The organism is Pseudomonas sp. TE3899 (assembly GCF_056279105.1).
In genome coordinates this window covers 6094283-6114344 of the sequence record NZ_JBWBQR010000001.1, presented here as the reverse complement: position 1 = coordinate 6114344, position 20062 = coordinate 6094283, and the positions used below count along the sequence as shown (strand labels likewise).

The 20062-nt window shown below is 60.2% G+C and carries 16 protein-coding genes, 1 tRNA gene and 3 pseudogenes; 11 read left to right on the top strand and 9 right to left on the bottom strand.

Annotated features, from left to right (window positions below; all coding sequences use genetic code 11):
- The first annotated feature begins 131 nt into the window (after window positions 1-131).
- From ACZ89E_RS27850 to ychF, 3 genes are all read left to right on the top strand, one after another.
- Window positions 132-734: a 50S ribosomal protein L25/general stress protein Ctc gene (locus tag ACZ89E_RS27850; RefSeq protein WP_149661147.1), complete on the top strand. Its 603-nt coding sequence runs from the start codon at window positions 132-134 to the stop codon at window positions 732-734.
- 170 nt (window positions 735-904) lie between these two features.
- Window positions 905-1489: an aminoacyl-tRNA hydrolase gene (gene pth / locus ACZ89E_RS27845; RefSeq protein ID WP_008153430.1), complete on the top strand. Its 585-nt coding sequence runs from the start codon at window positions 905-907 to the stop codon at window positions 1487-1489.
- Window positions 1490-1511: 22 nt separating this feature from the next.
- Window positions 1512-2612 carry a redox-regulated ATPase YchF gene (ychF, locus tag ACZ89E_RS27840; protein WP_149661148.1) on the top strand — a complete coding sequence of 367 codons (1101 nt, stop codon included), beginning with the start codon at window positions 1512-1514 and terminating at the stop codon, window positions 2610-2612.
- Window positions 2613-2775: 163 nt separating this feature from the next.
- On the opposite strand, the gene ACZ89E_RS27835 is transcribed toward ychF, so the two are convergent.
- Window positions 2776-3993, bottom strand: a complete 1218-nt coding sequence (locus ACZ89E_RS27835; protein WP_149661149.1) for an MFS transporter — start codon at window positions 3991-3993, stop codon at window positions 2776-2778.
- A gap of 333 nt (window positions 3994-4326) precedes the next feature.
- Between ACZ89E_RS27835 and ACZ89E_RS27830 the strand changes: the two genes are divergently transcribed.
- Both ACZ89E_RS27830 and ACZ89E_RS27825 read left to right on the top strand, forming a co-directional pair.
- On the top strand, window positions 4327-6384 hold the full coding sequence (locus ACZ89E_RS27830; protein WP_476256802.1) for a methyl-accepting chemotaxis protein: 2058 nt from the start codon (window positions 4327-4329) through the stop codon (window positions 6382-6384).
- A 116-nt stretch (window positions 6385-6500) separates the two neighbouring features.
- Window positions 6501-6577: transfer RNA gene (locus tag ACZ89E_RS27825), tRNA-Met, on the top strand.
- 67 nt (window positions 6578-6644) lie between these two features.
- Here the strand turns inward: ACZ89E_RS27825 and ACZ89E_RS27820 are convergent.
- Entirely contained in the window at window positions 6645-7754 is a 1110-nt protein-coding gene (locus tag ACZ89E_RS27820) for a DUF2817 domain-containing protein (protein ID WP_476256801.1), read from the bottom strand.
- Window positions 7755-7920: 166 nt separating this feature from the next.
- Here ACZ89E_RS27820 and ggt point away from each other — a divergent pair, with 166 nt between their 5' ends.
- Window positions 7921-9753, top strand: coding sequence for a gamma-glutamyltransferase (gene ggt, locus ACZ89E_RS27815; RefSeq protein WP_476256800.1), 1833 nt, complete (start codon window positions 7921-7923; stop codon window positions 9751-9753).
- A 111-nt stretch (window positions 9754-9864) separates the two neighbouring features.
- Here the strand turns inward: ggt and ddlA are convergent, their stop codons facing one another.
- Window positions 9865-10959: a D-alanine--D-alanine ligase gene (gene ddlA, locus ACZ89E_RS27810; RefSeq protein ID WP_476256799.1), complete on the bottom strand. Its 1095-nt coding sequence runs from the start codon at window positions 10957-10959 to the stop codon at window positions 9865-9867.
- A gap of 123 nt (window positions 10960-11082) precedes the next feature.
- Here ddlA and ACZ89E_RS27805 point away from each other — a divergent pair, with 123 nt between their 5' ends.
- Window positions 11083-12333 (top strand): MFS transporter, encoded by a 1251-nt coding sequence (locus tag ACZ89E_RS27805; protein ID WP_463258468.1) that lies wholly within the window; start codon window positions 11083-11085, stop codon window positions 12331-12333.
- On the opposite strand, the gene ACZ89E_RS27800 is transcribed toward ACZ89E_RS27805, so the two are convergent.
- Window positions 12334-12975, bottom strand: coding sequence for a LysE family translocator (locus ACZ89E_RS27800; RefSeq protein ID WP_476257075.1), 642 nt, complete (start codon window positions 12973-12975; stop codon window positions 12334-12336).
- A 149-nt stretch (window positions 12976-13124) separates the two neighbouring features.
- Between ACZ89E_RS27800 and ACZ89E_RS27795 the strand changes: the two genes are divergently transcribed.
- The 3 genes from ACZ89E_RS27795 to ACZ89E_RS27785 all read left to right on the top strand — a co-directional run bounded on the left by ACZ89E_RS27795 (window position 13125) and on the right by ACZ89E_RS27785 (window position 15023).
- Entirely contained in the window at window positions 13125-13934 is an 810-nt protein-coding gene (locus ACZ89E_RS27795; RefSeq protein WP_476256798.1) for an AraC family transcriptional regulator, read from the top strand.
- Between the two features lie 77 nt (window positions 13935-14011).
- Window positions 14012-14380 carry a cupin domain-containing protein gene (locus tag ACZ89E_RS27790; protein ID WP_149661156.1) on the top strand — a complete coding sequence of 123 codons (369 nt, stop codon included), beginning with the start codon at window positions 14012-14014 and terminating at the stop codon, window positions 14378-14380.
- A gap of 76 nt (window positions 14381-14456) precedes the next feature.
- On the top strand, window positions 14457-15023 hold the full coding sequence (locus tag ACZ89E_RS27785) for a GNAT family N-acetyltransferase (protein ID WP_476256797.1): 567 nt from the start codon (window positions 14457-14459) through the stop codon (window positions 15021-15023).
- Here ACZ89E_RS27785 and ACZ89E_RS27780 read toward each other — a convergent pair.
- The 5 genes and pseudogenes from ACZ89E_RS27780 to ACZ89E_RS27760 all read right to left on the bottom strand — a co-directional run bounded on the left by ACZ89E_RS27780 (window position 15020) and on the right by ACZ89E_RS27760 (window position 18781).
- Window positions 15020-15625, bottom strand: a complete 606-nt coding sequence (locus ACZ89E_RS27780) for a flavin reductase family protein (protein WP_149661158.1) — start codon at window positions 15623-15625, stop codon at window positions 15020-15022. The two genes, ACZ89E_RS27785 and ACZ89E_RS27780, sit on opposite strands and share 4 nt — an antisense overlap.
- 54 nt (window positions 15626-15679) lie before the next feature.
- A pseudogene (locus ACZ89E_RS27775) lies at window positions 15680-16111 on the bottom strand (methyl-accepting chemotaxis protein); the annotation flags it as partial.
- Window positions 16112-16267: 156 nt separating this feature from the next.
- A pseudogene (locus ACZ89E_RS27770) lies at window positions 16268-16903 on the bottom strand (PAS domain-containing protein); the annotation flags it as partial.
- A gap of 247 nt (window positions 16904-17150) precedes the next feature.
- A complete protein-coding gene (locus ACZ89E_RS27765; RefSeq protein ID WP_149661160.1) occupies window positions 17151-17648 on the bottom strand; it encodes a DUF4411 family protein in 498 nt (165 codons plus the stop codon).
- Complete coding sequence (locus ACZ89E_RS27760) at window positions 17645-18781, bottom strand: ImmA/IrrE family metallo-endopeptidase (protein ID WP_476256796.1); 1137 nt, start codon at window positions 18779-18781, stop codon at window positions 17645-17647. The genes ACZ89E_RS27765 and ACZ89E_RS27760 overlap by 4 nt, the downstream gene beginning before the upstream one ends.
- A 391-nt stretch (window positions 18782-19172) precedes the next feature.
- Between ACZ89E_RS27760 and ACZ89E_RS27755 the strand changes: the two are divergent.
- A pseudogene (locus tag ACZ89E_RS27755) lies at window positions 19173-20045 on the top strand (GntT/GntP/DsdX family permease); the annotation flags it as partial.
- Window positions 20046-20062 lie beyond the last annotated feature (17 nt).

The window sequence follows — 20062 nt, the reverse complement described above, 5'->3', positions numbered from 1 at the left end:
CTTCTCGAATGTCTCGTTGACGAAAAGCGCCCCGCCCCGGCATTCCTGTCGGGGCGGGGCTTTTTTGCCCATATCGCCTTTAGCGCTGGTCGCAACCGCTGGGGCGAATGTGGTTATTTTGGAGATACAACATGAACGATTTTACTCTGAATGCTGAAGTGCGTTCCGACCTGGGGAAAGGTGCGAGCCGCCGCCTGCGTCGTCTCGCAAGCCTGGTACCAGCTGTAGTTTACGGTGGCGAAAAAGCCCCTGAATCCATCAGCATGCTGGCTAAAGAAGTTGCCAAACTGCTCGAAAACGAAGCGGCTTACAGCCACATCATCGAGCTGAACGTTGGCGGCAAAAAGCAAAACGTCATCATCAAAGCTCTGCAGCGCCACCCGGCTAAAGGCCACGTGCTGCACGCTGACTTCGTACGCGTAGTCGCTGGCCAGAAACTGACCGCTGTTGTGCCTGTACACTTTGTTGGTGAAGAAGCCCCGATCAAGAAAGGCGGCGAAGTTTCGCACGTTGTTGCTGAGATCGAAGTGACCTGCCTGCCGAAAGATCTGCCTGAGTTCATCGAAGTCGATCTGACTGACGCTGAAATCGGTTCGATCATTCACTTGTCCGACCTCAAAGCCCCTAAAGGCGTTGAGTTTGTTGCTCTGGCACACGGTGATGACAAGGCTGTTGCCAACGTCCACGCTCCACGTGTTGCTCCAGAAGCTACCGAAGAAGGCGCAGCAGAGTAATTCACTCTGTGAAGCCGGAGTGATCAAGTAACATCGCGGACTGGAACGTAGCGAGAAAGCGGGCGAGAACGCGGAGTTTACATAATGGTAAATGAGCACTTGTCGTCCACTTTCGCCGCACTCCCGGATTGCGGCGATGTTATCCACCACTCCAAGGAAGGGCCCCTATCGTGACTGCCATCAAACTGATCGTTGGCCTGGGAAATCCAGGCGCTGAATACGAACAGACCCGGCATAACGCAGGGGCCCTTTTTGTTGAGCGCATCGCGAACGCGCAAGGTGTGAACCTTGTGGCCGATCGCAAATATTTCGGCCTGACCGGGCGCTATTCGCACCAGGGTCAGGATGTTCGTCTGCTGATTCCCACCACGTACATGAACCGCAGCGGCCAGGCCGTGGCGGCACTCGCCGGTTTCTTCCGCATCACGCCTGAAGAAATCCTCGTGGCGCATGACGAACTCGACTTGCCTCCGGGCGTCGCCAAGCTCAAGCAGGGCGGCGGCCATGGCGGTCACAACGGGTTGCGCGACATCATCGCGCAACTGGGCAATCAGAATACCTTTCACCGCTTGCGGCTTGGCATTGGCCACCCGGGCGTTGCCAGTATGGTTTCAAATTTCGTCCTGGGTCGTGCGCCACGCGCCGAACAGGAAAAACTCGATGCCAGCATCGACTTTGCCCTCGGCGTGCTGCCGGATATCCTCGCCGGGGAATGGAACCGCGCGATGAAAAACCTGCACAGCCAGAAGGCCTGACTCACTCCTCGGGGAAAACACCATGGGATTCAATTGCGGCATCGTCGGCCTGCCTAACGTCGGCAAGTCCACCCTATTCAACGCCCTGACCAAATCCGGGATCGCGGCCGAGAACTTCCCCTTCTGCACCATCGAGCCGAACACCGGTATCGTGCCGATGCCGGATCCGCGTCTGGAAGCCCTGGCGGCCATCGTTAACCCCAAGCGCATCCTGCCGACCACCATGGAATTCGTCGACATCGCAGGCCTGGTGGCCGGCGCGTCGAAAGGTGAAGGCCTGGGCAACAAGTTCCTGGCCAACATCCGTGAAACCGATGCCATCGCCCACGTGGTCCGCTGCTTCGAAGACGAGAACGTGATTCACGTCTCCAACAGCGTCGACCCGAAACGCGACATCGAGATCATCGACCTGGAACTGATCTTCGCCGACCTCGACAGCTGCGAGAAGCAACTGCAGAAAGTCGCGCGCAACGCCAAGGGTGGCGACAAGGACGCGGTGGTCCAGAAAGGCCTGCTGGAACAATTGATCGCTCACTTCACCCTCGGCAAGCCTGCGCGCACCCTGATGAAGACCATGGGTGTCGACGACAAGGCCGTGATTCGTGGTTTCCACCTGCTGACCACCAAGCCAGTCATGTACATCGCCAACGTCGCTGAAGACGGTTTCGAGAACAACCCGCTGCTGGATATCGTCAAAGCCATCGCCGAAGAAGAAGGCGCCATGGTGGTTCCGGTCTGCAACAAGATCGAAGCCGAAATTGCCGAGCTGGAAGACGGCGAAGAGAAAGACATGTTCCTCGAAGCCCTGGGTCTTGAAGAGCCTGGCCTGAACCGCGTGATCCGCGCCGGCTACGAGATGCTGCACCTGCAGACCTACTTCACCGCCGGTGTCGAAGAAGTCCGCGCCTGGACCGTCCGCGTCGGTGCCACCGCACCCCAGGCCGCCGGCGTAATCCACACCGACTTCGAAAAAGGCTTCATCCGCGCCGAAGTCATCGCCTACGACGACTTCATCCAGTACAAGGGCGAAGCCGGCACCAAAGAAGCCGGGAAATGGCGCCTGGAAGGCAAGGACTACATCGTGAAAGACGGCGACGTGATGCACTTCCGTTTCAACGTGTAAAAACAGCTACGCAACAAAAAGCCGCGTTTGATACGCGGCTTTTTTGTGCCTGGAATCCGGGCAACACCACCAAACCTGTAGGAGCGAGGCTTGCCCGCGAAGGCGTCATCACTGACGCTAAAAGCTTCGCGGGCAAGCCTTGCTCCTACGGGTCCGCGTATTGTCAGGCCTTTTTGGTGCGCGGCAAGAAGATCGCCAACACCCCAAACAGCGGCAGGAACGAACACAGGAAGTACACGTATTCAATCCCGTGGACATCCGCCAGATGCCCCAGCAACGCCGCGCCAATCCCGCCAAAACCGAACATCAGGCCGAAGAACACCCCGGCAATCATCCCGACATTGCCCGGCACCAATTCCTGCGCGTACACCACGATCGCGGAAAACGCCGAGGCCAGGATGAAGCCGATGACCACGCTGAGGATGCTGGTCCAGAACAGGTCAACATGGGGCAGGATCAAGGTGAACGGCGCCACGCCGAGGATCGAGAACCAGATCACGGCCTTACGCCCGATCTTGTCGCCAATCGGCCCACCGAAGAAGGTCCCCGCCGCCACCGCGCCCAGGAACAGAAACAAGTGCAGCTGCGAACTGGCCACCGACAGGTCGAACTTCTCGATCAGGTAGAAGGTGAAGTAACTGGTGAAACTGGCCATGTAGAAATACTTGGAGAACACCAGCAAGCCCAGGACCACCAGCGCGCCGATCACTCGGTTTTTCGACAAGCCGTGAGTCGCGGCCTGACCCTGCTTGAGCTTGAACAGGTTCAAGTGATTGGCGTACCAGCGGCTGATGCGATAGAGCACGAACAGCGCAAACACCGCGAACAAGCCGAACCACGCAACGTGGCCCTGACCGTAAGGAATGATGATCGCCGCCGCCAGCAACGGACCGAACGCCGAACCGGCGTTACCACCGACCTGGAAGGTCGATTGCGCCAGGCCGAAACGCCCGCCCGAGGCCAGGCGCGCCACGCGAGAAGCTTCCGGGTGAAAGGTTGAAGAGCCGATGCCGATCAATCCCGCCGCCAGCAGGATCATCGGGAAGCTGCCCACCTGCGACATCATCAAAATGCCGATCAATGTGCAGACCGTCCCGGCCGGCAACAGCCACGGCTTGGGATGGCGATCCGTGTAGTAACCGACCCACGGCTGCAACAGCGAGGCGGTCAGCTGGAACGTCAGGGTGATCAGGCCGACCTGGGTAAACGTCAGGCCATAATTGGCCTTGAGCATCGGGTAAATTGACGGCAGCACCGACTGAATCAGGTCGTTGATCAAATGCGCCAGCGCCACCGCGCCGATGATGCGCATGACTAAGGGACTGCTTTGCGGCGTCGCGGATGCCGGCGTTGCGCCGGTCTGGGCATTGCTGATAGCCATGGGAATTTCCGTACTACAGATGGGTGCACACGGGCAGGTGCGCCAATGTGCCATTTTTCAGTGCAACAACGCTATCCCCTTAGCCTGCTAACGACCTCGACGTTCATCGAAGAGTGGGTGATAGCGCAACGCCATGGTCTGAATCTTGCCTTGTTTCTCCCCTTCAACGCGGCCCCCTTACAAAGGGGATCGAGAATGGGAAGTTTCGCTACAGAGTCGGCCTACAGAGCTGGCGAGGGTGAACTTTCGAGGCCTTTTAAAAGGGCACAAGTCGCGGTCGCAACGATCACGACGCACGCCAATGGTGCGTGGTGTCCAGAGGAGTCATGGGGCATGCAGGCTTTTTTATCACCGGGGATCGGGCTGCTGGGGCGTTTTGGCTTCGCGCGCAAATTTCAGCTGCTGTTTCTGCTGTTTATCCTGCCGTTGGGCGGCAGTCTGTGGATGATCGGTCAGGATTATCGGGACAAACTGCAGCTCATTTCCGGCGAACGTGCCGGGGTTCGTCAACTGCTGGCCCTGGATGCGCTGGATAACCTGCTCGCCGCCCAGCGTGACCGCGCCGCGCGCTGGCGCGCCACCGAAACCAATCGCCAGCCAACCCCCGCCACCATCGCCGCCATGGGCGCGTTCGACGCCGTGCAACCCGCCGTCGCCCAAGCCACCACGGACCTGGGCAACGCGCTGAAAACCGAAGGCGCCGAAGGTGAAACCCTGGCCCGCTATCAAGCCCTGCAAACCGCCCTCAATGGCCTGGACTCGAAAAGCCTCAGCGGCGTCGGCTGGTGGCCGGACGGTTACGATCGCTTCACCAACGCCTTGAGCGCCCTGCAAGCCTTGCGCGAACAGATCGCCATGGACAATCGCTTGACCCTGGCGCCCTGGCTGGAAACCTATTTGCTGACGCAGATCTCCACCCAACACGCGCCGGACCTGATTGAACGGGTCGGACGCCTTGCAGCGGTTGGCCAGGCGTCAGTGGTGTCCGGGCAGTTCACGCTGCAAAGCCGTCTGCAACTGCGGGACTTGCGCGGACGCATCGGTGATGCCCGCGAACAGCTTGTCAAAACGGCTAGCCTGCTGGAAGCCCGCCTGCCCAGCGCCCTGCAAACCTGGGCCGGGCAATACCATGACAGCCTCAAGCATCTCGATGGGACCTTGAAGGTCCTCGACGACGGTGTGTTCGGCGGCAGCATCAACCTCAAGCCGGACGACTTCGAACACAACCTCGACGCGCTGCTGACCGACCTCGCCTCCCTGCGCCAGCAATCCCTGGTGTCGCTGGATCAACGCCTGGATTACTACCACACCTCGGCCATTCGCCAGTTCATCCTGGTGGCGGCGATCTTTGGTTGCCTGCTGTTGGCCGCGCTGTACCTGTTCGTGTGTTTGCGGGCCTCGATCCGGCGTAGCGCCAGCGGTATCACCGTGCTGGCCGAAGCCTTGCGTGACGGCAACCTGAGCCTGCAAGTGCCGGTGCAAGGTCGCGACGAATTGGCGGCAATCAGCACCGCGCTGAACGTCGCGGTGGTGCAACTGCGCAACAGTTTGCTCGGGGTCGATCACGAGACTTTGCAGTTGAGCAACGCCGTGCGCACCCTCAACGATCATTCCAGCGGCGCCTTGGGCGAAGTCGAGGCCCAGCAAATCCAGATCAGCCAGATCGCCGCTGCTGCCACGCAACTGGCCGCCACCTCCCAAGGGGTCGCCCAGAGTTGTGAACAGGCGTCCGGCAGCGCCCAGCATACCCAGCGAATCGCCGCCGACAGCAGCCGCGACAGCCAACGCACCACGGCGAGCATTCAGCAGCTCAATCAGCGGCTCAACGACACGGCGGCAGCCTTGGGTCGGGTCAGTGAGCAGGGGCAGCAGATTCAATTGGTGGTCGACACCATTCGCGGCGTTGCCGAGCAGACCAACCTGCTGGCGCTCAACGCAGCCATCGAGGCGGCTCGCGCCGGAGAGCAAGGTCGCGGCTTTGCCGTGGTGGCCGATGAGGTACGCAGTCTGTCCCAGCGCACGCAATCGTCCACCGCGCAGATCGCCAGCACCGTCGACAGCCTGCGCAGCACGGTGAATGAAGCAGTGACCCTGATGGAAGCCGCTTGCGGCCAGGCTCAGACCGACGCTGAAGCCGTCACGGGCCTCGGCGCACGCCTGGGGGAAATCGCCAGCGCCGTGCAAAGCGTCACCGACACCCTGGCGCAAATCGCCACCGCTGTCGAAGAGCAAGCGAGCACCGCCGATGAGGTCAGCGGCAACATCCAGCAGGTCGATCAGACGGCCGTCAGGTTGCTGGAAGGCGCGCGGGCCGTGAACCTTGCGGCAGATACCTTAAGCCAGGGCAGCAAGGCCTTGAGCGCGAATACCGGGAGATTTCAGCTCAGCTGACACCCTGCCCTGCCCCGGTTTTTCGGCTCAGGACGATAAGCGGTTGAAAGTGTAGAGAAATATTTTAGATTTGCGCTTGACGCATCTGCATTACCGGTGAATAATGCGCGCCACTTGGCTACATAGCTCAGTTGGTTAGAGCATAGCATTCATAATGCTGGGGTCCGGGGTTCAAGTCCCTGTGTAGCCACCAAGTACTAAAAACGGCTTACCGAAAGGTAGGCCGTTTTTTTATGCCTCGAGAAAAGTGCTGCGCCCGATCAGGCACGCAGCGTCGACAACGCGGACAAGCCCCGCTCCCAAATTTGCCAGGTACGCAGCCAGACCATGGCCTGCCAGTCGCTGTCAGCCGGATAGAACTGCTCCAGTAAATTGAGCTTGATCCCGCGCCCCACCGCATCACTCGGATTGCCATGCAGGTGCAGCCAGTGGTCATCGCGCAAATGCCGATGAACGTCGGCCCCCGGATACGTCCCGCACTCGATCACAAACGGCATCAATCGCACGTTAGGCAAAGCATTAAGCAGCGCTTGCGAGGTGTAACCCGTCGCAGTCGCGGCCACTCCGGTTTCGCTCGTGGTGTTGGCGCCAGTGTGCAAGGTGTAGAGCCATGGGCCGTAAATCGCCTGGGCATCGTCCAGCGCCGAATAGGCCGCTTCGGTAATGGTCAGCAGCATCGGATGACCGTATTCACCCGCGCCCGTGTGCAAGTCGAAACACAGGGCGACCTCGGCGTGGGCGATGTGTTGCTGAATGATCCGGTGCAGCGTGCGGTTCGACCAGCTCGGCGCCAGGCCGCCAAAGAACAATCCATCGGGATGACTGTGCTGGCCACCCTCGACGATCGACATCACCGCCGGCCAGCCGTGCTCTTTGATCTGCGCCTCAAGCAAGGCATCCGCCCGATCACGCTCGGGGCCGTGCAACTCAGCGCAGGCATAGATTTGATGCAGCAACCCATAGGCCTGGTTATCCGGCACAGGACGTTCGAAGTTCAGGTGATTGCGGTTCAGATCGATGTTGTCTTCATTGACCCGACGCAACCACGCCGTGCCCCACGGGTTGATCAGATGGATCATCACCACCGCGACATCCGCCGGTAGCGAACGCTTACCCAAGTCTTGCAACCATTTGATCTGACAGCCCGAGCCATAGAAGCCTTCGACCCCGTGGGTGCCGCTCAGCGCGATCAGCAGCCGTTTGGCGCGCGGATCGCCCAGCACCGCCACATCGGTGCTCAACGGCTCGCCGAACGGCCCTTTGAGCGGATGCGGATACTCGGTCAAGGTCGCGCCGGCCGCCGTGGCCGCCGCGAGGAATTGTTCACGTTGCCCACGGTAACTCGGCTGGGTAGGAAACTCGGTCTGCATGTGTGCCTCTTGTTGGTTTTCTGGCCGCTGTGTTGCTCTCGACCCTACAGAAAATTCACCGACTGATGAAGGGCAAAAGTGTTGTGGCGGTCGGACGCGGTTTGCGTCGCACCCTGTCGGCCGATAAAGTCCCCGGATCTTTTATCCCACGGACGGAGTGCCCCACGTGTTCCCAGCCTTCCACTTGAGCCGCTATCGCCTGCCAGCCTTGTCGCTGATCGCCGCCGCATTAACCCTCGCCGCCTGCAACGCACCGCCCACGTCGACACTGCCCCTCGCACCGGAAGCCGGCTCGGGTTATCGCACCGACCTGCAAACCCGGCACGCCTCGAAACACATGGCGGCGGCCGCCAATCCGCTAGCGGCTGCGGCCGGGCGGGAGATGTTGCGTCAGGGCGGTTCGGCCATCGATGCGGCCATTGCGATGCAAGCCGTGTTGACCCTGGTGGAACCGCAATCCTCAGGTATCGGTGGCGGCGCGTTGATTGTGCTGTGGGACGGGAAAGCCGTGCGCACGTATGACGGTCGGGAAACCGCTCCGTCTGGCGCCACCGAGAAACTTTTCCTGCAAGCCGATGGCACGCCGATGCCGTTCACCCAGGCGCAGATCGGTGGCCGTTCAGTGGGGACGCCCGGGGTGTTGCGAGCGCTTGAGCTGGCGCATCAGAAACACGGACGCCTGCCCTGGGCGAAGCTGTTCGAACCGGCGATAAAACTCGCGGAACACGGCTTTGCCATCTCGCCGCGTTTGCATCAGCTGATTGCTTCCGACTCGTCGATGCAGCGGTCGCCGGACATGATGGCGTACTTTCTGAATGCCGATGGCAGCCCGAAAGCGGTGGGGACATTGCTGAAAAACCCGCCGCTGGCCGCCGTGCTGAAACGCATCGCCAAAGAAGGGCCGGATGCGTTGTACAAAGGGCCGGTTGCCGAAGAAATCGTCGCCAAAGTCCAGGGGCATAAAAACCCGGGCAGCCTGTCGCTGAACGATCTTCAAGGCTACAAGGCCAAGGAGCGCGCGCCGCTGTGCACCGACTACAAACGCTGGCAAGTCTGCGGCATGCCGCCACCGTCGTCCGGCGGGATTGCCGTGGCGCAGATCCTCGGCACCCTGCAAGCCCTGGAAACCCGCGACCCGCGCCTGGCCCTGGCGCCGCTCAAACCCCACAAGACCGATAAACCCGCCGGCATCGAACCCGCCCCCGAAGCCGTGCACCTGATCTCTGAAGCCGAACGCCTGGCCTACGCCGACCGCGCGCAATACGTGGCCGACACCGACTTCGTGCCCGTGCCGGTCAACGGCCTGGTAGATCCCGCTTACCTGGCCAGCCGCGCCGCCCTGATCGGCGATCGCAGCATGGGCACGGCCAAACCCGGCACGCCGCCGGGCATTCAAGTCGCTTACGCGCCGGACCGCTCGCCACTGCGCATCTCCACCTCGCAAGTGGTCGCCGTCGATGACGAAGGCGGCGCAGTGTCCATGACCACCACCGTCGAATCGGCGTTCGGCTCGCACCTCATGGTCCAGGGCTTCATGCTCAATAACCAGATGACCGACTTTTCGTTCATCCCCGAAGAGAACGGGCAGAAAGTCGCCAACCGCGTCGAACCCGGCAAACGCCCGCGTTCTTCCATGGCCCCTACCCTGATCTTCGACCGCCAGAGCGGCGAATTCCTCGCCACCGTCGGCTCCCCTGGCGGCTCGCAAATCATCGAATACGTCGCCAAATCCACCATCGGTCTGCTCGACTGGAACCTCGACCCACAAACCGCCATCAGCCTGCCCAACTTCGGCAGCCGCAACGGCCCGACCGAACTGGAACAAGGGCAGTTCAGCCCGGCGTTGATTCAGGCGCTGAAAGACAAGGGGCATGTGGTGAATGAAATCGACATGACCAGCGGGACTCAGGCGATTGTTCGGGTCAAGGATGCGCAGGGAAAGGCTTCGTTGGAAGGTGGGGCCGATCCGCGGCGTGAGGGGGAAGCGTTGGGGGATTGAGTCATACGCAGGAATGAGAAAAGGCTTACCGGGAGGTAGGCCTTTTTGATATTGCCTGCCAGACAGTTGCGCGCCGAGAGGCGGATGTCGCGGAGTGAATCGTTACCAAGCCTAGCGGCTGATCTTCAGCGCTTGCCGCGCCTGATGCTTTTCCAGCGCCAGGTCGATCAGGCGGCTGACCAGTTCGCTGTAAGTCATGCCCGTGGCCTGCCACAGCTTGGGGTACATGCTGATGCGGGTGAAGCCGGGCAGCGAGTTGATCTCGTTGATCAGCACTTCGCCGCTGTCGGTCAGGAACACATCGACCCGCGCCAGGCCAGAACAGCCCAGCACCTGGAAGGCCTCGACGGCCAGGGCGCGAATACGTTCGCTCGCTTCGACGCTGATGTTGGCCGGAACCACCACTTGGGCGGCCTGGTCGTCGATGTATTTGCTGTCGTAGGAATAGAAGCCGCTGCTCACGACGATCTCGCCACAGCCACTGGCGATCGGCTGATCATTGCCCAGCACCGCGCATTCAATCTCGCGACCGCTGACGGCAGATTCGATCAGTACTTTTTCATCAAAGCCCAAGGCCAGTTCGACCGCCACCGTGTATTCGGCTTCGTTGGTCACTTTGCTCACGCCCACCGAAGAACCCTGGTTCGCCGGTTTGACGAACAGCGGCAGGCCGAGTTTGCCTTGTACTTCAGCGAACCCGGTGCGCTTGGCACTGGCGCGGTTCAACGTCACAAAGGGCGTGACCGCGATCCCCGCGTCACGCAGCAGGCGCTTGCTGATGTCCTTGTCCATGCACACCGCAGAACCCAACACATCGGAGCCGACAAACGGCAAATCCGCCATGCGCAGCAAGCCTTGCAGGCAGCCGTCTTCGCCGAGGGTGCCATGGACGATCGGGAAGATCACATCGACGTGGCCCAGCAGTTCCTGGCTCGAGGTTTCCACCAATTGCTGACTGGCCTTGCCCGGCACCACCGCCAGTTCGCGATTGGATTGATTGAGGGCGATCAGCGCCGGGTTTTCCTGATTGAGCAGGAAGTTGGAGGGGTCGTTGAGGTGCCAGTGCCCCTGTTTGTCGATGCCGATCAGCACCGGTTCGAAGCGCGAACGGTCCAGTGCATCGACAATGTTTTTCGCCGATTGCAGCGACACTTCATGCTCCGCCGAACGGCCGCCAAAAATAATTCCTACCCGCAGCTTGCTCATTGCCTGGCCTCATGGTGAATGTGCTGTTTGATACCACGGTAACGCCGATGAGTTAAAGGCTGAAACTTCGTGCAACCTCGACGGGTCATTGCTAATACGCATCCCGCCATACAGAGGCCGCCCTTGAACGCTCCGACCGATCGTCGCAACAGCCTCTCTCTGGACGGGCTCAACTTCTTTCTCGCCGATGTGCGCGACGGGCTCGGGCCGTACCTGGCGATCTATTTGCTCGCGGTGCACCACTGGGACCCGGCCAGCATCGGCCTGGTAATGACCCTGGCCGGGATCGCCGCGTTGCTGACCCAGACGCCTGCCGGAGCGCTGATCGACCGCACTCGCCGCAAACGCGGGGTAATCATCGTGGCGGCGCTGCTGGTGACGGTGAGTTGTCTGCTGCTGCCGTTCATTACGTCGTTCACCCTGGTGGCGATGACCCAAGCCTTGAGCGCCGTCGCGGCCTCGGTGTTCGCCCCGGCCATCTCTGCCATTTCACTGGGCATCACCGGGCCACGGGCCTTTACCCGTCGCACCGGGCGCAATGAAACTTTCAATCACGCGGGCAATGCTGTCGCGGCGTTGCTGGCCGGTGGTTTTGCCTATTTGTTTGGTCCGGTGGCGGTGTTTTACCTGATGGCGGTAATGGCCCTGGCCAGCGTGATTGCCATCAGCTTCATCTCGCCCCAAGCCATCGATCACGACGTTGCCCGAGGCTTCGACCCGCAGGGCCCGGCCCATGGCGAACAGCCTTCCGGCCTGAATGCCTTACTGCACAACCGGCCGCTGCTGGTGTTCGGCATCTGCTGCGGGCTGTTCCACCTGGCGAATGCGGCGATGCTGCCGCTGGTGAGCCAGAAACTGTCCCTGGTGAATCTGCAGATGGCCACACCGCTGACATCCGCCTGCATCGTCGCCGCGCAATTGGTCATGGTGCCGGTGGCGCTGCTGGTGGGATGGAAGGCCGATGTCTGGGGGCGCAAACCGTTGCTGCTCGCCGGCTTCCTGATCCTGCCCTTGCGCGGGGTGCTGTATACCCTGTCGGATGATCCGTACTGGCTGGTGGCGGTGCAGTTGCTGGACGGCGTCGGTGCCGGGATCTTCGGCGCCTTGTTTCCGGTGGTGATCAAGGACCTGACCCAAGGCACCGGACGCTTCAATGTGAGCCTGGGCGCGCTGTCGACGGTGTTCGGCCTGGGCGCCGCACTGAGCAATGGCTTGGCCGGGCTGGTGGTTCAGCAAGCGGGGTACAGCGCGGCATTCCTCACCTTGGCGGCGATAGCGGGAGCAGCGCTGGTGTTGCTCGTGGTGGCGATGCCCGAGACGTTGAATCGCGGGTCCACCATGGCTGACCAACCGGTGGCCACTGCGCTGACCTGATCAGCGACTGGCCACCAAATGCGCGCCGAACAGCAGGTAACAACTGCCGGCAAAACGGTCCAGCCATTTGCGCGAACGCTCATAAACGCCGGCGACCCGGCGACTGGCAAACAGTAGCGCCACGCTGCAATACCAACTGAACGACAGGCTTGCCATGGTCAACACCGCCAGCGCCAGCAACATCGGTGGCGGTGAGGCCGGCATGGCCGTGGCGAAAATCGTCGCGACGAACAGCGCCGACTTGGGATTGGTCATGTTGCCCAAAAAGCCCCGCCCATAGGCCGACAGCAGCGTACACCCTGCCCCGTCCAGCGAGTCGCTTGCACCCGGCACCCGCGTCGGTTTGCGCTTGAACTGCTTCAACCCCAGATAGATCAGGTAACAGCCACCGGCAATCTTGAACGTCAGATAAAGCGTTGGCGCCGCGCTGAACAGCGACTTGATGCCCAGGCCTCCGGCCAAGCCCCACAACACCGTGCCCGTGGCGACGCCCAACGCGGAGACTACGCCGTGCCGTCGGGAACAACTGGCCGACAATTGTGCGATGTTGAAGAAGTTGGGGCCCGGCGTGATAACGGCGACCGTCCACAAAAGGGCCAGAGACAATAACGGCGCGGCGTAACTCAGGTGGCTCAGTTCCACTGGAAGAATCGCCTTCATGGCATCGGAGGATTTTGCACCTTGCAACATTTTGTCGCGCTTTTCTACTTGTCGTTGTGATGTATCGGTCAGCAGACAGACCCCTGTTCCTGGGTTAACGTGCTCTGAACCGAGTACAAGACAACAGCACCATGGCCAAGCACACGCTCCCCAACGACTGGCTTCACCGCGCGCCCAACGTTGGCGGGCTGGAGCGTATCGAGGCGTATTTTGCCGGCCACGGCTACGAGTTGCATCGTCATGACACCTACGCCATCGGCCGCACCCTGGCCGGGGTGCAGCGCTTTCAGTACCGCGGCGGCTGGCGGCACAGTCTGCCGGGTGGGACTTTGGTGCTGCACCCGGACGAGATCCACAATGGCGAAGCCGGCACCGACAGCGGCTTTCATTACCGAATGATGTACATCGAACCGGCGCTGATCCAGCAGATACTCGGCGGTCAGCCGTTGCCGTTCATCAAGACTGGCCTGTCCACCGATCCACGCTTGTTCGCGGCCACCGATGTGCTGATGCGCAGCCTGGACGACCCGCTCGACCCACTGGAGGAACAGGACGCGCTGTTCGATCTGGCGCACGCCCTGAGCACCGTTTCCGGCACACCTGGCAAACGCCAGGGCTTCGACTATGTGGCCGCGGAGCGGGCCCGGGAGTTCATGCACAGCGCCCTTGATCGCACCGTGACCCTGGAGGAACTGGCGCAGCACAGCGGGCGGGATCGCTGGAGTCTGTCGCGGGATTTCCGCCTGTTGTTCGGCACCAGCCCTTATCGCTACCTGACCATGCGGCGCCTGGACCTGGTCCGCGCGTTGCTGATCCAGGGCCAGTCGCTGGTCAGCGCCGCCCTCACCGCCGGCTTCACCGATCAGAGCCACATGACCCGCCAATTCAGCAAAACCTACGGCCTGTCACCGGCGCGCTGGATGAAAATGCATCGGCGCTGAAGCACGCACAATCGTTCAAGAATTCACATCGACAGGCTGGTTATCGTGGGCCCGGAATCAATCTGGAGTACCCCTCGATGAACACGTTAAAAAGCCTGAACTTCCTGCAGAAAATCGAGCTGATCGACCAACACTGGTCACCCCGGGTCATCGCTGAAATGAACGACTATCAGTTCAAAGTGGTAAAGCTGCTGGGGGATTTCATCTGGCACGATCACCTGGACACCGACGAAACCTTCATCGTCCTCGAAGGGCAATTGCGCATCGACTTTCGCGATGGTCATGTGTTGATTTCGGCCGGTGAGATGTACGTCGTGCCCAAGGGCGTCGAGCACAAGCCGTCGGCGGAACAGGAAGTGAAACTGCTGCTGATCGAACCCAAGGGCGTGGTGAACACCGGCAGCGAAGGCGGCGAACGCACGGCGGTGAATGATCTGTGGATTTGAAAAACAGCGCCAATGCGCAGACTGTGGCCGTCGCGATCACTTGACCGACTTCCCGGTCGACGAATAAGGACATTCCATGAGCGACTTCCCGACCCTCGAAACACCGCGCCTGCTGTTACGCGAAATCGTAACGGCCGATGCCCCTACGGTGCTGGCGATTCACGGCGATGAACAGGCGATGCGCTGGTTTGGCATGGACCCGATGACCGACATCACCCAGGCCCAGGCCTTGGTCGAGACATTCGCCGAATCGCGCACGCTGCCCAATCCCGGTATCCGCTGGGGCATCCAGTCCCGGGAGCAGAATGAATTGCTCGGCAATTGCGGCCTGTTCAAATGGAACAAACCCTGGAAAAGCTGCTCACTGGGTTTTGCGCTGGGGCAATCGGCCTGGGGCAAGGGCATCATGTCCGAAGCGCTGCAAGCCACGCTGGTTTGGGGGTTTGCACAGATGCAGCTCAATCGGATCGAAGCCACGGTCCACCCGGACAACCAAGCGTGTTTGAAGCTGCTCGAACGCTTGGGTTTCGTCCAGGAAGGTCGCCTGCGCCAGGCGGGTTTCTGGCTGGGGGAACATCACGATTTGCTGCAACTTTCATTGTTGCGCGCAGAGTTTGCACCCTCGCCGATCCGGGGGACTTAGTCAGACTCGCTCAGGGCCTTGCCATCCACCGGGTCACCGATCTTCAAGAAGTGCCCACCGGCGACATGGTGCAAGGTGCGCAACGCATCGTGCCCCTCGAAGTGCCAGCGGCCGTCGCTGAATACACGCTCATCGGCCTGGGCGGCAATCACTTCGGCCAGAAACAGGTCGTATTGCTGATGATTGTGCGGCTCCGGCAGCAGCCGGCATTCCAGCCATGCGACGCAACCTTCCAGCATCGGCGCATCGATCAGCTCGCCGCTGAAGGTCTGCAAGCCATAGGCCTGGAACTTGTCCTGGCCTTGGCCTTGCTTCAATTCCAGGCCCGACGTCGAGCCCACGGTTTGCACGATATCGGCCTGCGCGGCACAGGGCACGTTCACCACGAATGTCCCCGAGGCTTCCAGCAGTTGTCGGGTCCAGGTGGACTTGTCCAGCACCACCGCGATTTTCGGCGGTTCAAAGTCCAGCGGCATGGCCCAGGCCGCGGCCATGATATTGCGCTGGCCGTCGTGGGCCGCGCTGACCAGCACGGTCGGCCCGTGATTGAGCAGGCGATAGGCCTTGGACAACGGAACCGGACGGCGATGGGAAACGGTCATGGGTGTCTGCTCCTGGGAAAAGCGCCGATTGTAGCGGGATCCCCCGGGCAAACATCAAGTCGCCAATTGATTGGCAAACTGGCCCACCGCGTTCACCACTTTCTGCGCGCCGTCGCGAATCTCGACGATGACCGTGCCCGCCTCCGCCGCCAGCGCCAGACCTTGTTCTGCCTGGACTTTGCCGTCGGTCATCAGGCTGACGGCATTGCGCGCCATGTCCTGGTTCTGCCGCACCACGCCGACAATTTCATCGGTGGCCTGGCTGGTGCGTGACGCCAGTTGCCGGACCTCGTCCGCCACCACCGCAAACCCTCGGCCCTGCTCACCGGCCCGCGCCGCTTCGATGGCCGCGTTGAGCGCCAACAAGTTGGTTTGCTCGGCAATGCCGCTGATGGTCTTGACGATGGTGCCGATCACCAACGATTGCTCGTTCAGCGCTTCGATGCCCTCACCGGCGGTTTGCATGTGTTTGGCCAGGTCGCGCATCACGTCCACCGCCTGAGTCACCACCGCCGTGCCGCGCTGGGCGCAGTTATCGGTTTGCAGCGACGTGCTGTAGGCAATGTTGGCGGCCTCGGCGACGGCTTGCTCCTGATTGATCTGATCGGTAATCACCGTGGCGAACTTCACCACTTTGTAGAGTTTGTTGTTGGCGTCGACCACCGGGTTGTAGGACGCCTCCAGCCAGACCTCGCGACCGTGACTGTCGATGCGTTTGAAACGGTCGGCGATAAACTCGCCATTGTTCAGACGGCGCCAGAAATTCTGATACTCGGCACTGTTGTACTCCTCAGGTGTACAGAAGGTGCGGTGATGTTTGCCCTGGATCTGCGCCAGGCTGTAACCCATGCCGTTAAGGAAGCGCTCGTTGGCGCTCAGCACATTGCCGTTGAGGTCGAACTCGATCACCGCCGTCGAACGCACCAGCGCACCGATCAGGTTCTCGTGTTCGCGAGACGCTTCGATGGTGCGGGTCAGGTCACTGGAGTAAATCGAGAAATGCTTGATCCGCCCGTCCGCCGAGCGCACCGGCTGCAGGATTGAGCGCAGCCACGCCTCGGCACCATTGCCGCGCGACAAACGCACGGTACCGGCGAAATGCTCACCGCGAGTCAGCGCATTTTTGAAGCGCCGATGGAATTCGTCGGACTTCACATGCGTCGGCACGATGTCTTCGATGTGCCGCCCGATCAGGTCATTGCTCTTGTAGAGCATCTCGCCAAGAAAATTCTGATTGACCGATTGCACCCGCCCATCAGGATCGAGGGTCAGGACCATCATCTCGCTTTCCAGGCTGTCCTTCACTTGCAGGAGGCTGGAGAGTTCTTCGCGAAGAGCGGACAGCTCCTGCTTCAAGCGTTTGTTGAACATGGGAAGGCACCGATGGGCAGGGAAAGAAAGCGGGATACAGCCTAGCCATCGGCCTTGTGGATATTTTCTGAAGAGTGGTTGAGGGTTGTCCTACAAAAATAATGGCGACGGAGCCTCTGTGAACGTTGCGTCAGATCGGTGGAGTAAACCTCCTTCAGGAATGCATCACAAACCGGGCTTCAAGCTTGTTCAATAACTCAAAGGTGTTCATGTAGGGAACTCCAAATACTTCACAAACATTTGGAATAGTGAATTTGCGTTTGATTTGCGGGTTATAGGCTTCGTGCGTCACGACCACTGCTCCTGTCGACATGGCCTTGGCTATGAGCCACGGGTCAGCGCCTGCAAGAAAGTCCTCTAGTGCGCCGGGTTTCATAAGCGGGATTTGTTCAGCCATTTTCGATGCGATGCTTGCGAAGGCAGCCTGCGTATTGGCATCACTGGCCTCATCGAAAATTTCAGCATTCTCTTTCACCCACTGAGTCAGTTCATCGTTACCTTTCGATAACTCGTCTCGCACCTGGACGATACTGGCGATCTCCAGTGCTTGGTGCTGATGAATCAGCCAAGACCAATAGCCCGGGCAGATGGACATGCCGTAGTAACGATTTTTAGCTTCAATCAGCGTGTTGGAGTCCAGCAAATGCTTCATGTAAGCAACCTGCCGGCATACGTTTTCAGCTTGGATGGTTGAATGCCCAGCAACTTTCCTGCTTCACGCAGCAACAGCCTTCCGCTTTGGGTTTCAGCGATGACGGCCTTGCTGAAGCGCACGCTGTTTCTCGTTGAGGCCGTTCGGTAATAGCTACCTCCGCCACTTTCCTTGTCCCGGTAGGCTTGCAACACCTGTTGATAATGAGCGACATAGTGCTCAGTCGATATGAAGCCAAGATCCCTGGCACGCCGCGCAATGACCAAGTGACTGACCCGAAAACCGGCGGCCAAGGGCGCAAGATTGCTCGTCCACTCCCGATCTGAATCCCATGCGGTCTGGAAGGCATCCTGCGGAACCAGAAACTCACCGGCAACCGCATTACAGAAAGCTTCTTCATTGTGATCACTGTGGCTACTGCCGTCGGATATACCCGAGCTGCCGATCCAGATGTGGGCCAGTTCATGCATCAATGTGAACAGCCTGGCGGTTGGCGCATCGGCGCTGTTGATAAAAACCACTGGAGCCAAACGGTCACTGATGGCAAAACCACGAAACTCACTGACATCCAGTTTGCGATGAGTATTGCCCAAGGCAACGCCACTGCGCATGACCAGAATGCCGACGGACTCGGCAGCGTTTATCAAGTCACGCAGGTAGTCGTCATGATTCTGGTGTTTAACATCCTCACTGATACGCAGCACCTCGCGCAGGTCGGTGACCACATCCAGAACAGACGATCGAATGGAAAAACGGCCGACAAACGGCAACGGCGAGACGCCATGATCCTTCAGGTAGTCGAGATACCAATGCTGCTTACGCAAGACATCCTTGATCGTGTCGATGAGGTTCAGGCTGGGTGGCGAAGGCGATACACCGCCAAGGGTACGTAAGTCAGGCAAAGGAAGATGCTCTGCGGGCGGCTCCTTCAAAAAAAGAAAACCGAACGGCACGTGCGCAATGGACGCCCACTTTTGCGCCTGATTGAAGGTTGGAAGACTCTTGCCTGCCTCCCAGTCTCTGATTCTTTCGGACTTTACAGGCAGCCCTTTGGCGATCTGTATTTCAGACAGGCCTGCGCGTAGCCGAGACCACGACAAGAGTGCGGGATTGATAAAAGCGAATTGGCTCATAAGTGATGTGCGCAACCTTGGAAGGAGCGTGTTTGAGATGGCGTAACTATAGGAGTCCGGTTTTAAGCCCGTCAATTGAAGGCCTGTAGCCTGTAGGACCGCGGTATAGACCGGTTATGAACCGTCCTGCACACGCTTCGGAAATGACGTTCAATTCGCCAGGAATTGCCTTACAACGAGAGCCATTTTCAGCCACTAACTCGAGAAACCCGCCGTGTCGCGGTAAAATCTCCTCCCCAATAAGAGGAAAGAGGCTACGCCCATTACCAGCTCCCTTCGCAAAACCCACCGCTCTAGCCCGGCCACATCAGGTATTCTCCAGCTAAATTGCAACAACATGCTGCACCGGTATCTACCCGATAAGGAGTTCCGTTTTGGAGTTATCGACTGCTTGCCGCCGCATCCGGGGCCGCTGATTGCGGTCAGCGCGTTGCACGCCGACCTCGGCCTGACCATGTTGCTGGGCTTGAGTATCGCGATTGCGGCGGTGATTCTGGCCGGTCCGCTGTACGGCAACTGGCTGTCCAAGCGCATGCACGTGGAAGAGCCGGCAGAACTCGGCGCGCTATTCAGCGCCCCGCCCAAGGCCCCGCGCCAGCCGAGTTTCGGCATGTCGTTGCTGATCATTCTGTTGCCTGTGTTGCTGATGCTCGGCAGCACCTTGGCGAAAGTCGCCATGAGCCCGGAAAGCACCGCCGCCCTGACCTTGAAATTCCTCGGTGAGCCTCTGGTGGCGCTGGGCATTGCAGTGATGGCGGCGGTGATCTGCCTCGGCTGGGCCAATGGCATGCGCCGCGAAGAAGTCGGCGGCACGTTGCGCAAAAGCCTGGCGCCGATTGCCGTGTTACTGCTGACCATCGGTGCCGGTGGTGGCTTGAAGCAAACGTTGCTCGATGCCGGCGTCAGCCAGACCATCAGTAAAGTCGCCGAAGGTGCGCACATGCCCTATCTGCTGCTGGCCTGGCTGATTGCGGTGGCGTTGCGTCAGGCCACCGGTTCGGCGACGGTCGCGACCACTACCACGGCGGGGATCCTGGCGCCGATGATGGCAGGGCTGGCGGCGACGCAAAGCTCATTGGTGGCGCTGGCGATTGGCGCCGGCTCGGTGTTTTTCTGTCACGTGAACGACGCGGGGTTCTGGATGGTGCGCGAGTACTTTGGCTTGCAGCTCAAGCAGACAATCTGGGTCTGGTCGATCCTGCAAACCATCGTGTCGGTGGTGGGGTTGGTAGGGACGTTGTTGTGGTGGCATTGGCTGACTTGATGGTCGCCTCGCCCGTC